We start from the raw sequence: 12,259 nt of genomic DNA, 5'->3' as shown, positions 1-12,259 counted from the left end.
AATCTAGTGCGTTGCGCCGTCATCCTCAAGGGCCGATGCGACGGCTTCGAGACGGTCGGCGATCCGATCGAGCAGCATCGGCGGAATGCCGCTCGGCGGCGCGACTTCCTGTTCGGCAAGCTGGTCGGCGAGCATCAGCGCGATGAACAGCATCGTGCGTTCGCCGCTCAGGCCGCCCGAGGCCCGCAATGCGGCAGCGCCGTGCGCCTCGAGCTTACCCGCCAGCGCGCGCAGCTGGGCTTCCTCGCCGTCGCGGCAGGCGACCTTGTGGTCGCGGCCGGCGATCGTGAGCGTGACCTCTGCCATTACATTTTGTCCCCGTCTTCGCGCGCGATCAGCTCGTCGAGCGCGGCGACGGCTTCCTCCATCCGCTCGCGCAGCGCGGCGTGGCGGCGCGCCATCGAATCGGCGTCATAGGCGCGCGCGGCGGCGGCCTGTTCGATCCGGGAGACGGCGCGTTCGATGCGTTCGATCGCGGGATGCGGGGGTTCTGATGCCATCGCTGCTGGATAGCAGGACGCACGGACGCGGCAAGGCGGCAGCGGGGGTGGCGCGGGGGCTCGTCGCGATTGGCGCGCCGGTTGACGCGAAGCCGCGAGACCCGCAAAGGCATCGCGAGTTTATCATTGCCGGTACGCGAAGCGGCGTGGATCAGCGCTCGCAGTCGGCCGGCCGAGGGGAATCCGATGCACCCAACCGACAGCGATTGCGCCAACGCCATCCGCGCGCTTGCCATGGACGCGGTGGAGGCCGCCAATTCGGGGCATCCCGGCATGCCGATGGGCATGGCCGATGTCGCGACGGTGTTGTGGCAGCGCTATCTGAAGCACGATCCCGCCGATCCGCACTGGCCCGACCGCGACCGCTTCATTCTGTCGGCGGGACACGGATCGATGCTGATGTACAGCCTGCTCCACCTGAGCGGCTATGCGCGCCCGACGCTCGATGATCTCAAGAATTTTCGCCAGTCGGATTCGCCCTGCGCGGGGCACCCCGAGAATTTCATGCTCGAAGGCGTCGAGGCGACGACCGGGCCGCTGGGGCAGGGCTTCGCGATGGCGGTCGGCTTCGCGATCGCCGAGCGCCAGCTCAACGCGACCTTCGACGACGCGCTGGTCGACCACAAGACCTGGGTGATCGCGGGCGACGGCTGCCTGATGGAAGGCATCAACCACGAAGCCGTCGGGCTTGCCGGGCATCTGAAGCTGGGCCGGCTCAACGTGCTGTGGGACGACAACCGGATCACGATCGACGGCGCGGTATCGCTGTCGTCGAGCGAGGACATCCCCGCGCGCTATCGCGCAAGCGGCTGGCATGTCGCCGAATGCGACGGCCATGATTTCGACGACATCGCACGCGCGATCGACGAGGCGCTGGCGAGCGACCTGCCGTCGCTGATCCGTTGCCGCACGATCATCGGCAAGGGCGCGCCGACCAAGGCGGGTACCTCGGGCAGCCATGGTTCGCCGCTGGGTGCCAAGGAAATCGAGGGCGCGCGCGCGGCGTTGGGCTGGGCGCACGAGGCGTTCGTGGTGCCCGACGATATCCGCGAGACCTGGCTGGCTGCGGGCAAGCGTTCGGCAGACGATCATGCCGCGTGGAAGCAACGGCTCGCAAGCCATTCGGATCGCGCCGAATTCGAGCGCCGGATGGAGGGCACGCTGCCCGAGGGCTTCTCGCTCGACGACTATATCGCGGGGCTGCTCGCCGACCCCAAGAAGGTCGCGACTCGCAAGGCGTCGGAAATGGCGCTCGAGGCGCTGACCGCGGCGCTGCCTGAGACGATCGGCGGATCGGCCGATCTCACCGGATCGAACAACACCCGCACCAAGGCGACCGGACCGCTCAACGCCGAGAATTATGGCGGTCGCTACGTCTCGTACGGCATCCGAGAGTTCGGCATGGCGGCGGCGATGAACGGCATGGCGCTGCACGGCGGGGTTATCCCCTATGGCGGCACCTTCCTGGTTTTCGCCGATTATTGCCGCCCCGCGATCCGCCTGTCGGCGCTGCAGAATACGCGCGTCGTGTACGTCATGACGCATGATTCGATCGGCCTGGGCGAAGACGGGCCGACGCACCAGCCGGTCGAACATTTGACCAGCCTACGGCTGATCCCCGGGCTCGACGTGTATCGGCCGTGCGATACGATCGAGACCGCCGAATGCTGGCAGCTGTCGGTCGAGCGCAGCGACGGGCCGTCGCTGCTGGCGCTGAGCCGCCAGAACCTACCGCAATTGCGCACCGATGCCGCCGAGAATCGCTCGGCGCGCGGCGCGTATCGCCTGCAGGCCGCCGAGGCGCCGCGCCGGGTGGTGCTGATCGCCACCGGTTCGGAGGTGGAAATCGCGGTTGCGGTGCGCGCGGCGCTTGAAGCCGAGGGGATCGGCGCCGATGTGGTGTCGATGCCGTGCTGGTCGCGCTTCGACGCGCAGCCCGCCGACTATCGCAACGACGTGCTGCCGCACGCCAAGCCCGAGGAACTGCTTCGCGTATCGATCGAGGCGGGCACGACCTTGGGGTGGGAGCGCTACACGATGGTCGACGGGCTTCGGTTCGGCATCGATCGTTTCGGCGCCTCGGGTCCCGCGCCCGAGCTGTACGCAAAGTTCGGCCTTACGCCCGAGAACATCACGCAAGCCGTCAAGGCGCGGCTGCAAGCCACGGAGAATTAAGCGCATGACGAAGGTAGCGATCAACGGCTTCGGACGAATCGGCCGCCTGGTGGCGCGCGCCATCCTCGAGCGCCCCGATTGCGGGCTCGAACTGGTGACGATCAACGACCTGGCCGACGCGAAATCGAACGCGTGGCTGTTCAGCCGCGATTCGGTGCATGGCCGCTATCCGGGCGAGGTTTCGGCCGACGGCAACGACCTGGTGGTCGACGGCAAGCGCATCCGCGTCACCGCCGAGCGCGATCCGGCCAACCTGCCGCACGCCGAACAGGGCATCGAGCTGGTGCTCGAATGCACCGGCTTCTTCGCCGACAAGGAATCGTGCCAGAAGCACATCGATGCCGGCGCCAAGAAGGTGCTGATCTCGGCACCCGGCAAGAATGTCGACCTGACGGTGGTGTATGGCGTCAACCATGAGAAGCTGACCGCCGATCATGTGATCGTGTCGAACGCCAGCTGCACCACCAACTGCCTGGCGCCTGTCGCCAAGGTGCTGAACGATTCGATCGGCATCGAGCGCGGGCTGATGACCACGGTGCACGCCTACACCAACGACCAGAAGATCCTCGACCAGATCCACCCCGATCTTCGCCGCGCGCGTGCGGCGGCGATGTCGATGATCCCGACGACGACGGGCGCCGCGCGCGCGGTGGCCGAAGTGCTGCCCGAACTGAAGGGGAAGCTCGACGGTTCGGCGATCCGCGTGCCCGTGCCCGATGGCAGCCTGATCGACCTGACGTTCACGCCATCGCGCGACACGACCAAGGAAGAGGTCAACGCGCTACTGAAGGCCGCCGCCGAGGGACCCATGAAGGGCGTGCTCGAATATAGCGACGAGCCGCTGGTTTCGATCGACATCGTCCACACGCCGTTCTCGTCGACGATCGACAGCCTCGAGACGTCTGTGATCGACGGCAAGCTGGTGCGCGTCGTCAGCTGGTACGACAATGAATGGGGCTTCTCGAACCGCATGGTCGATACCGCCAGCGCGATGGCGAAGCTGGGCTGAGCTTGCTGGTGATCCCTATCCTATCCGTTCGTGTCGAGCGCAGTCGAGACACCGCCCCGCGTCATGTGGGTGCCGGCTTCTCGACTTCGCTCGAAGCGAACGGGGTAGGGGGCGCCAACACGGGCGGAGTTGGTTTTGCATCGAGTGGTGCGAAGCATTGACCGGTCGGCTGTTGGGGATTGCCCGCCATGGCCGGCCGCGCGGGCCGATCGAGACGCTCGAGAAGGTCGCGGTGTCGGTCGAGGGCGGGCTTGCGGGCGATTTTCGCGGCATGGTGAAGCCCGGCGGACGCGGACGGCGGCAGGTGTCGCTGATGGAAGCGCGGCACTGGGCGGCGGCGATGGACGAGCTGGGGCACAACCTGCCGTGGTGGAATCGCCGCTGCAACCTGTTGGTCGACGGAATCGCGCTGCCGCGCGTGCCGGGTAGCCGGCTTCGGATCGGCGACGTGGTGATCGAGATCATTCAGGAATGCGATCCGTGCAGCCGGATGGAACAGCTGCTGCCGGGGCTCGAGGCGGCGCTGACCCCCGATTGGCGCGGTGGCGCGTTGGGGCGGGTAATTGCCGGCGGCGAGATTGCGGTGGGCGACGAAATCGAATTGGACGCCGTTCGTCCTGAGTAGCCGCTGACGAGCGCAGTGCCGACTCAGGCGCACGGGCAATGGGAGAATTGGTGATGGCACGCAAATTCAAGACGCTCGACGACATGGGCGACGTCACCGGCAAGCGCGTGCTGGTGCGCGAAGACCTCAACGTGCCGATGGCCGAGGGCAAGGTCAGCGACGACACGCGGTTGCGCGCGGCGGTGCACACCGTCAGCGAGCTTTCGGACAAGGGCGCGATCGTGCTGGTGCTCGCGCATTTCGGCCGGCCCAAGGTGCCGAGCCCCGAGCATTCGACTGCGCTGCTGACCAAACCGTTCGAGGCGGTGCTGGGGCGCGAGGTGCGCTATATCGATTGGGAGAACGCCGCCGAAGCGGTGGCGATGCTGGCGCCGGGCGACATCGCCTTGCTCGAGAACACGCGCTTCTTTGGTGGCGAAGAGAAGAACGACCCCGCCGTGGTCGATCGCTTCGCGGCGCTGGGCGACCTGTATGTCAACGACGCCTTTTCGGCGGCGCACCGCGCGCACGCATCGACCGCGGGGCTGGCGCACAAGCTGCCATCCTTCGCTGGGCGCCAGATGGAGGCCGAACTCGACGCGCTCGACAAGGCGCTGGGCAATCCCGAGCATCCAGTCGCCGCGGTAGTCGGCGGGGCCAAGGTTTCGACCAAGCTCGACGTGCTGACGCATCTGGTGGGCCGCGTCGATCACCTGATCATCGGTGGCGGGATGGCGAACACCTTTCTGGCGGCGCGCGGCGTGAATGTCGGCAAGAGCCTTGCCGAGCATGAGCTGACCGCGACCGCCGAGGCGATCTTCGAGCAGGCAGAGCGGGCGAACTGCACGATCCATCTGCCCTATGACGTGGTGGTGGCGAAGGAATTCGCGCCGCATCCGGCATCGCTGCGGACCTGCAACGTGCATGAAGTGGCGGCCGACGAGATGATCCTCGATATCGGGCCGGCGGCGACCGAAGCGCTGGGCGATGTGCTCAAGAATTGCCGTACCCTGGTGTGGAACGGGCCGCTGGGCGCGTTCGAGACGCCGCCCTTCGATACCGCGACGATGGCGCTGGCACGCACCGCTGCGGCGCTGACGACCGATGGGTCCTTGGTGTCGGTGGCGGGGGGCGGCGATACCGTCGCGGCGCTCAACCAGGCGGGGGTTGCGGGCGAGATGAGCTTCGTTTCGACCGCGGGCGGCGCGTTCCTCGAATGGATGGAGGGCAAGGATTTGCCCGGGGTCGCGGCACTGGCGCGCGACTGAGCGGAACGCGGCGACGCCTTGGCGGTTCAGCGAACGGCTCAGGAGAATGCGCATGCAGAACGGTTCGGATATCGCGGTCACCCCTTCGATCGAGGATGTCGCCAAAGGAGCGTTGGCGGGGTTGGCGGCAGGGCTGGTGGCGTCGTTTGCGATGAACCAGTTTCAGGCGGTGACGTCGAAGCTGATGGGCAGCGGCGACGATGCCGGTTCGGACGAGGAGCCCGCGACGGTGAAGGCAGCCGAGCGGCTGTCTGCGCTGGCGACCGGCGAGGAGCTGGCCGACGAAGCCAAGGCCGGGGCGGGCAATGCAGTGCATTACGCGCTGGGTGGCGCGCTGGGTCTGGCCTATGGCATCGCCGCCGAGTTCCGCCCTGCGGTGACCAAGGGCTTCGGCAGCGGCTTCGGTATGTCGACCTTCGCGCTGCTCGACGAGATCGCGGTGCCGGCGAGCGGGCTCGGGGCGGGCCTCAGCGAAACCCCGGCGTCGACGCATCTCTATTCGGCGGCATCGCATGTGGTGTTCGGCAGCGTCACCGAAGCCGTGCGGCTGGGCGTGCGCCGGCTGCTACGCGCCCGATAGCGGGCTGTTGCGGCTTGCCAGTACGCTCTTTAAGGCCGGGCCAATAGCTGCGGCAGGCCGCTACCCGGAGAGACCGACATGAATACCGCCGAGATGACCGCAAAGATCGCCGAGGGGAATGGTTTCATCGCCGCGCTCGACCAGTCGGGCGGTTCGACCCCCAAGGCGCTGGCCGCCTATGGCGTCGCGGACGGTGCCTGGGAGGGCGACGAGGAGATGTTCGCGCTGATCCACCAGATGCGCAGCCGGATCATCACCTCGCCCGCGTTCAGCGGGGACAAGGTGATCGGCGCGATCCTGTTCGAGCGGACGATGGACGGCATGGTCGAGGGCAAACCCGCCCCGCAGGCGCTGATCGAGCGCGGCGTGGTGCCGTTCCTCAAGATCGACAAGGGGCTCGAGGACGAGGCGAACGGGGTGCAGTTGCTCAAGCCTATGCCCGGGCTCAATGCGCTGCTGGCGCGCGCCCGCGACCTGGGGGTGTTCGGTACCAAGGAGCGGTCGGTGGTTCACCTCGCCAATGCAGCCGGGATCGACGCGGTGGTGGCGCAGCAGATCGCGGTGGCGCAGCAGGTGATCGCCGCCGGCCTGATGCCGATCCTCGAGCCCGAGGTGAACATCAAGAGCGCCGAGCGCGAGGCAGCAGACGTGCTGCTGCGCGATTCGCTGGTGAAGGCGCTCGATGCGATGCCGGGCGACGACAAGGTGATGCTGAAGCTGTCGATCCCCGCCAAGCCGTGCACCTTCGACGCGCTGGTCGAGCATCCGCGCGTGCTTCGTGTCGTGGCGCTGTCGGGCGGGTTCGAGCGGCCGCAGGCGTGCACCGAACTGGCGAAGAATCGCGAGATGATCGCCAGCTTCAGCCGCGCGTTGCTGGCCGATCTGCGCCACGGCATGAGCGACGCCGAGTTCGATGCGGCGCTGGGCGGTGCGATCGACGAGATCCACGCGGCGTCGACGCAGAAGGTCGCGGCCTGAACCGGGGCGGGCGGGAGGTGCATCCTTCTTCCCGCGACCGCCGCGAGCGGCTAGGGGGCGTCGATGGATGATATCGAAGACCCGCTAGGCCCGCTCGACCCTTCGTTCGCGGTGCAGTTCCAGCGCGACGACCGGCGCCCCAAATGCCAGCTATATCTGATCTCGCCGCTCGACGTGGGCGGCGACTTTCCCGATCGGCTGCGGCGCGCGCTTGGCGCCGGGCCGGCCGCGGCGTTCCAGTTCCGGGTGAAGGACGTCGACCAGCACAAGGCGGCGATGCTCGCCGAACCGCTCCAGCGGATCTGCGCCGAGCATGACGTGGCGTTCCTGGTCAACGACAGCATCAGCCTTGCCAAGCGGCTGGGTGCCGATGGCGTCCATCTGGGGCAGGACGATGGCGACCCGCGCGAGGCGCGTGCGGTGCTGGGGCCAGCAGCGCAGATCGGCGTGACCTGCCACGACAGCCGGCATCTGGCGATGGAAGCCGGCGAGGCGGGGGCTGACTATGTCGCGTTCGGGGCCTTCTATCCGACGACCACCAAGGAAGTGCGGCATCATCCGCATCCGGTGATCCTGTCGTGGTGGGCGACGGTATTCGAAATGCCCTGCGTCGCGATTGGCGGGATCACCCCGGTCAATGCGCCGCCGTTGATCGAGGCGGGCGCCGATTTCCTCGCGGTATCGGGCGCGGTGTGGGGACATGACGAGGAAGTCGCGATGCGGCGCTTCGGGCAGCTGCTGGCTTGAAGCGAAATTCGTAACGCTTGAGGAAACATCGGGCTTACCCGTCGTTTATCCTGCCACAGTACAAGCGTAACAGGGGGTAGGGTATATGCGTAGTCGCACGATATTGGGCTTGAGCGGTCTGGCGAGCGCTATGGCGCTAACTGCAACGCTGGCGACCCCGCAAGCCGCAACCGCGCAAGCGGCGCCCGCCGTCGCAAGTGCCAGCGCGGTCGATCCTACCATCCTGCACGTCCAGGTGATTCTCGATAAGCTGGGCTTCGGTCCCGGCGTGCTCGACGGCAAAGGTGGCCAATCGCTGGTGGCGGCGCTGCGCGGGTTCCAGACCAGCCGCGGGCTGCCGGTGACGGGCAAGGCGGATATCGCCACGCTCAAGGTGCTGGGGCGCTATCGCAACTGGCGCCCGACCAAGACGATCGCGCTGACGCCGGCGATGCTGGCAGGCCCATTCATGGCGAACCTGCCCGAGGACTATGGCGACCAGGCCAAGCTGCCGGGCATTCCGTATCGCTCGCCGCTCGAAAAGCTGGCCGAGATGTTCCACACGACGCCCGAGACGCTCGTCGCGCTCAACAGCCGCGAGACGCCGCTGAAGGTGGGGCAGCAAGTGGTGTTCCCCAACGCGCTGCCGACTTCGCGCGACTATGACGTCGACGATGCCGATTGGCGGCGGACGCTCGCCTATCTCAACGTCGACGCGCGCCAGCCGGTCGGCGAGCGCGTGGTGGTCGACGAATCCGAAGGCGTGCTGAAGGTGTATGATGCGCGCGACCGGCTGGTGGGGCAGTTCAGCGCCACCATGGGGTCGAGCCAGTTCCCGCTGCCGATCGGGACGTGGACGATCAAGGGCGTCGCGCGCAATCCCGACTGGTCGTTCGATCCCAAGCTGATCGCGGGTACCGCGCCCGATGCCGAGAAGGCGATCGTGCCGCCGGGGCCCAACAACCCCGTGGGGATCGTGTGGATCGACCTGTCGAAGGAGCATTATGGCATCCACGGCACCCCCGAGCCCGCCAAGATCGGCCGTACCGAGAGCAATGGCTGTATCCGCCTGACCAACTGGGATGCGGCGCGCGTCTCGATGATGGTGAAGCCCGGCACCAAAGCGGTGTTCCAGCGGTGATCGGCTGAGGCGATGAATCGGCTGGGTTGGGGGATCCTGTTGCTGATCGTGGGCGGCATCGCGCTGTTCGGATCGATGCTGTCGTTCGGTTCGAACGGCAGCGTGCGCGAGCCGTTGGTGTCGCTTCGCCGCGAGCGACCCGCGGTTCCCGCCGTACCCGTCGATCCGCTTGCCGATACCGGCACGCGGATCAGCTGGAACGGGCCATTGCTGACGGTGCCGGTGGCCGGGGTGCCGCGTGCCGCGATCGCGTCGAGCTGGGGCGATCCGCGCGGCGATGGCACGCGCGCGCATCGCGGACACGACATCATGGCGCCGCGCGGTACCCCGGTGCTGGCGGCGGCCGATGGCGTGATCGAGAAATTGTTCGAAAGCGGCGGTGGCGGTGGGACGACTTTGTACGTCCGCTCGCTCGATAGCCGCTGGTCCTATTATTACGCGCATCTGGCGGGCTATGCGCCGGGGATACGCGAGGGGTTCGCCGTTCGGGCAGGCGAGGTGCTGGGCTATGTCGGCGATACCGGCAACGCCGGCCCGGGCAACTATCACCTGCACTTTGCGATGAACCTGATGCAGCCCGGTGACGACTGGCACGAGGGCCGCGCGGTCGATCCGACGCCGCTGCTTGCCGGGACAGCCGCCGCTCGCTAAAGCCGCGCGCTCAGCTCTTTCTAATCCAGGCAGGACCCATGAAGATCAGCGGCGTGGACATTCGTCCCGGCAACATCATCGAATATGAAACCGGCATCTGGCGCGCGGTGAAGATTCAGCACACCCAGCCCGGCAAGGGCGGCGCCTATATGCAGGTCGAGCTGAAGAACCTGATCGACGGCCGCAAGAACAATGTCCGCTTCCGTTCGGCAGAGTCGGTCGAGCGCGTTCGTCTCGACACCAAGGATTTCCAGTATCTGTTCGCCGAGGGCGACACGCTGACGTTCATGGACAAGGACAATTACGAACAGATCACGCTCGACAAGGGCGTGCTGGGCGACGCTGCCGACTTCCTGCAGGACGGGATGGACGTGGTCATGGAATGCTATGACGAGCGTCCGATCAGCGTCCAACTGCCCGACACGATCGAAGCGCTGATCGTCGAGGCCGATGCGGTGGTGAAGGGCCAGACGGCATCGTCGTCGTACAAGCCCGCGATCCTCGAGAACGGCGTTCGCGTCATGGTGCCGCCGCATATCGGCGCAGGCACCAAGATCGTCGTCGACGTGTACGAGCGTACCTATGTGAAGCGCGCGGATTGATCTTCTGCTCCCTCTCCCCTTCAGGGGAGAGGGCCGGGGAGAGGGGCCTGTAACCACCCTCTCCATACTACCCCTCTCCCAACCCTCTCCCCTGAAGGAGAGAGGGCTTTAGGTTTAAGTTATGGCAGCCCTATCCGGCCTTCTCAGCGTTATGGAACGCGCCGCGCGCAAGGCGGCGCCGCGGCTTCGTCGCGACTTCAACGAGGTCCAGCATCTGCAGGTCTCGAAGAAGGGCCCCGCCGATTTCGTGTCGATGGCCGACCAGCGCGCCGAGCGCACCTTGTACGACGAACTCCTCAAGGCGCGCCCCGATTGGGGGTTCCTGCTCGAGGAAGGAGGCGACATCAAGGGCGACCCCGACAAGCCGCGCTGGATCGTCGATCCGCTCGACGGCACCACCAACTTCCTCCACGGCATGCCGCATTTCGCGATCTCGATCGCGGTCGAAGATCCGCGCGGGCCGCAGGGGCGCCCCGAGATCACGCATGCGCTGGTCTATCAGCCGCTGACCGACGAGAGTTTCTGGGCCGAAAAGGGCCGCGGGGCGTGGTTGCAGGATGCGCGGCTTCGCGTATCGGCGCGGCGCGATATGTCCGAGGCGCTGATCGCCACCGGCATCCCGTTCATGGGGCATGGCAATTTCGCCGAGTGGAGCCGGATCTTCGGTGCGATCGCCCCCGAAGTCGCAGGCATTCGCCGGTTGGGCGCCGCCTCGCTCGACCTAGCCTGGGTTGCTGCGGGCCGCTATGACGGCTTCTGGGAAAGCGGGCTCGAGCCTTGGGACTGTGCAGCGGGGATGCTGCTGATCAAGGAGGCCGGCGGCTTCGTCACCGATTTCCGCGGTGGCGATTCGCCGATGGAGCGCAAGCAGTTGCTCGCCGCCAATGACGGGATGCATTCAAAGCTGCACAAGCTGCTGGCGGGCGCGCTGCGCAACGCGTGACGCGTCGCGCCGCGGTCGCTCAGGGGGGTCACAAAGCGGGTATCCTGCGAGTGATTCTCACACTGGCGCGGCCTTGCCCCCCTAGGCCCATCCGCCTAGAAGCCCGGTAACTTCCTACCGCAACTGCGAGAAGATGTTTTGGTCGACCTGTCGCAATATCTGCCGATCCTGCTGTTTCTGGGCGTCGCCCTGATCCTGTCGTCGGCGTTCGTGTTCCTGCCGATGGTGGCCTCGCGCTTCACCGGTTCGCACAAGCCGACGCCCGAGAAGCTCACCGAATATGAATGCGGCTTTCCCGCGTTCGAGGATTCGCGCAGCCAGTTCGACGTGCGCTTTTATCTGATCGCCATCCTCTTCATCATCTTCGATCTCGAGGCGGCGTTCCTATATCCATGGGCAGTGACGGTGTTCGATCTGGGCTGGGTGGCCTGGACGTCGATGATGATCTTCATCGCCGAACTCGCGCTTGGCCTGATTTACGCCTGGAAAAAGGGAGCTCTCGATTGGGAGTAGAATTCAACCCCGCGCATCCTGCCCAGCGGGGCGCCGTCGGCCTGACCGGCGGTGCGAGCGTGGTGACGCCGCCCGACCACCAGTTTTTCGGCGACCTGAATGGCGAGCTGAACGACAAGGGTTTCCTGGTCACCTCGACCGAGGATCTGTTCACCTGGGCGCGCACCGGCAGCCTGTGGTGGATGACCTTCGGCCTGGCATGCTGCGCGGTCGAGATGATCCACGTCAACATGCCGCGCTATGACATGGAGCGCTTCGGCGCCGCACCGCGTGCGTCGCCGCGCCAGTCCGACGTGATGATCGTCGCGGGCACCTTGTGCAACAAGATGGCCCCTGCGCTTCGCCGCGTGTACGACCAGATGTCTGAGCCGAAATACGTGATTTCGATGGGCAGCTGCGCCAATGGCGGCGGCTATTATCATTATAGCTACAGCGTCGTTCGCGGCTGCGACCGGATCGTGCCGGTGGACATCTACGTCCCCGGGTGCCCGCCGACCGCCGAGGCGTTGCTGTATGGCGTGATGCAGTTGCAGCGGAAGATCCGCCGCATCGGCACGATCGAGCGTTGA

15 protein-coding genes are annotated in these 12,259 nt (G+C 66.5%); 13 read left to right on the top strand and 2 right to left on the bottom strand.

Translation table 11 applies throughout. The annotated features are described in order from the left end of the window. Positions 1–3 precede the first annotated feature (3 nt). Both OKW76_RS03735 and OKW76_RS03730 read right to left on the bottom strand, forming a co-directional pair. Positions 4–306: a cell division protein ZapA gene (locus OKW76_RS03735; protein WP_265551262.1), complete on the bottom strand. Its 303-nt coding sequence runs from the start codon at positions 304–306 to the stop codon at positions 4–6. Beyond that, positions 306–500, bottom strand: coding sequence for a hypothetical protein (locus tag OKW76_RS03730; RefSeq protein WP_265551260.1), 195 nt, complete (start codon positions 498–500; stop codon positions 306–308). The genes OKW76_RS03735 and OKW76_RS03730 overlap by 1 nt, the downstream gene beginning before the upstream one ends. A gap of 186 nt (positions 501–686) precedes the next feature. Between OKW76_RS03730 and tkt the strand changes: the two genes are divergently transcribed. The 13 genes from tkt (at position 687) to OKW76_RS03665 (ending at position 12,259) form a co-directional block, all read left to right on the top strand. Further along, complete coding sequence (gene tkt / locus OKW76_RS03725; RefSeq protein ID WP_265551258.1) at positions 687–2,675, top strand: transketolase; 1,989 nt, start codon at positions 687–689, stop codon at positions 2,673–2,675. Between the two features lie 4 nt (positions 2,676–2,679). Continuing rightward, on the top strand, positions 2,680–3,684 hold the full coding sequence (gene gap, locus OKW76_RS03720) for a type I glyceraldehyde-3-phosphate dehydrogenase (protein ID WP_265551257.1): 1,005 nt from the start codon (positions 2,680–2,682) through the stop codon (positions 3,682–3,684). A 157-nt stretch (positions 3,685–3,841) separates the two neighbouring features. Beyond that, positions 3,842–4,309 (top strand): MOSC domain-containing protein, encoded by a 468-nt coding sequence (locus OKW76_RS03715; RefSeq protein ID WP_265551255.1) that lies wholly within the window; start codon positions 3,842–3,844, stop codon positions 4,307–4,309. Between the two features lie 53 nt (positions 4,310–4,362). Continuing rightward, positions 4,363–5,556 (top strand): phosphoglycerate kinase, encoded by a 1,194-nt coding sequence (locus OKW76_RS03710; RefSeq protein ID WP_265551253.1) that lies wholly within the window; start codon positions 4,363–4,365, stop codon positions 5,554–5,556. Positions 5,557–5,608: 52 nt separating this feature from the next. Beyond that, complete coding sequence (locus OKW76_RS03705) at positions 5,609–6,136, top strand: DUF1440 domain-containing protein (RefSeq protein ID WP_265551252.1); 528 nt, start codon at positions 5,609–5,611, stop codon at positions 6,134–6,136. Positions 6,137–6,214: 78 nt separating this feature from the next. Next, positions 6,215–7,114 (top strand): fructose bisphosphate aldolase, encoded by a 900-nt coding sequence (locus OKW76_RS03700; protein WP_265551250.1) that lies wholly within the window; start codon positions 6,215–6,217, stop codon positions 7,112–7,114. A gap of 63 nt (positions 7,115–7,177) precedes the next feature. After that, positions 7,178–7,861 carry a thiamine phosphate synthase gene (thiE, locus tag OKW76_RS03695; RefSeq protein WP_265551248.1) on the top strand — a complete coding sequence of 228 codons (684 nt, stop codon included), beginning with the start codon at positions 7,178–7,180 and terminating at the stop codon, positions 7,859–7,861. A gap of 85 nt (positions 7,862–7,946) precedes the next feature. After that, positions 7,947–8,981, top strand: a complete 1,035-nt coding sequence (locus OKW76_RS03690; RefSeq protein ID WP_265551246.1) for a L,D-transpeptidase family protein — start codon at positions 7,947–7,949, stop codon at positions 8,979–8,981. Positions 8,982–8,993: 12 nt separating this feature from the next. After that, the gene (locus OKW76_RS03685; protein ID WP_265551244.1) at positions 8,994–9,632 is read left to right on the top strand and encodes a M23 family metallopeptidase; all 639 of its coding nucleotides are present in this window, start codon (positions 8,994–8,996) and stop codon (positions 9,630–9,632) included. Positions 9,633–9,670: 38 nt separating this feature from the next. Then, positions 9,671–10,234 (top strand): elongation factor P, encoded by a 564-nt coding sequence (efp, locus tag OKW76_RS03680; protein WP_033919948.1) that lies wholly within the window; start codon positions 9,671–9,673, stop codon positions 10,232–10,234. A 121-nt stretch (positions 10,235–10,355) separates the two neighbouring features. Beyond that, positions 10,356–11,177: an inositol monophosphatase family protein gene (locus OKW76_RS03675; RefSeq protein WP_256507137.1), complete on the top strand. Its 822-nt coding sequence runs from the start codon at positions 10,356–10,358 to the stop codon at positions 11,175–11,177. A gap of 138 nt (positions 11,178–11,315) precedes the next feature. After that, positions 11,316–11,690, top strand: a complete 375-nt coding sequence (locus OKW76_RS03670) for an NADH-quinone oxidoreductase subunit A (RefSeq protein ID WP_265551240.1) — start codon at positions 11,316–11,318, stop codon at positions 11,688–11,690. Further along, positions 11,681–12,259, top strand: coding sequence for a NuoB/complex I 20 kDa subunit family protein (locus tag OKW76_RS03665; RefSeq protein WP_416221841.1), 579 nt, complete (start codon positions 11,681–11,683; stop codon positions 12,257–12,259). Before OKW76_RS03670 ends, OKW76_RS03665 begins: the two co-directional genes overlap by 10 nt.

The organism is Sphingomonas sp. S1-29 (genome assembly GCF_026167545.1).
GTDB lineage: Bacteria > Pseudomonadota > Alphaproteobacteria > Sphingomonadales > Sphingomonadaceae > Sphingomonas.
Note: the sequence above shows the minus strand (reverse complement) of the source record. Positions and strands in the feature narration are given on the sequence as shown.

Bases quoted from the DNA above. Each gene is read 5' to 3' on its own strand.
- OKW76_RS03685 (WP_265551244.1), top strand. From the start codon at position 8,994: ATGAATCGGCTGGGTTGGGGGATCCTGTTGCTGATCGTGGGCGGCATC.
- OKW76_RS03690 (WP_265551246.1), top strand. From the start codon at position 7,947: ATGCGTAGTCGCACGATATTGGGCTTGAGCGGTCTGGCGAGCGCTATG.
- OKW76_RS03710 (WP_265551253.1), top strand. From the start codon at position 4,363: ATGGCACGCAAATTCAAGACGCTCGACGACATGGGCGACGTCACCGGC.
- OKW76_RS03735 (WP_265551262.1), bottom strand. From the start codon at position 306: ATGGCAGAGGTCACGCTCACGATCGCCGGCCGCGACCACAAGGTCGCC.
- OKW76_RS03730 (WP_265551260.1), bottom strand. From the start codon at position 500: ATGGCATCAGAACCCCCGCATCCCGCGATCGAACGCATCGAACGCGCC.
- OKW76_RS03700 (WP_265551250.1), top strand. From the start codon at position 6,215: ATGAATACCGCCGAGATGACCGCAAAGATCGCCGAGGGGAATGGTTTC.
- efp (WP_033919948.1), top strand. From the start codon at position 9,671: ATGAAGATCAGCGGCGTGGACATTCGTCCCGGCAACATCATCGAATAT.
- thiE (WP_265551248.1), top strand. From the start codon at position 7,178: ATGGATGATATCGAAGACCCGCTAGGCCCGCTCGACCCTTCGTTCGCG.
- OKW76_RS03705 (WP_265551252.1), top strand. From the start codon at position 5,609: ATGCAGAACGGTTCGGATATCGCGGTCACCCCTTCGATCGAGGATGTC.
- OKW76_RS03675 (WP_256507137.1), top strand. From the start codon at position 10,356: ATGGCAGCCCTATCCGGCCTTCTCAGCGTTATGGAACGCGCCGCGCGC.
- tkt (WP_265551258.1), top strand. From the start codon at position 687: ATGCACCCAACCGACAGCGATTGCGCCAACGCCATCCGCGCGCTTGCC.
- gap (WP_265551257.1), top strand. From the start codon at position 2,680: ATGACGAAGGTAGCGATCAACGGCTTCGGACGAATCGGCCGCCTGGTG.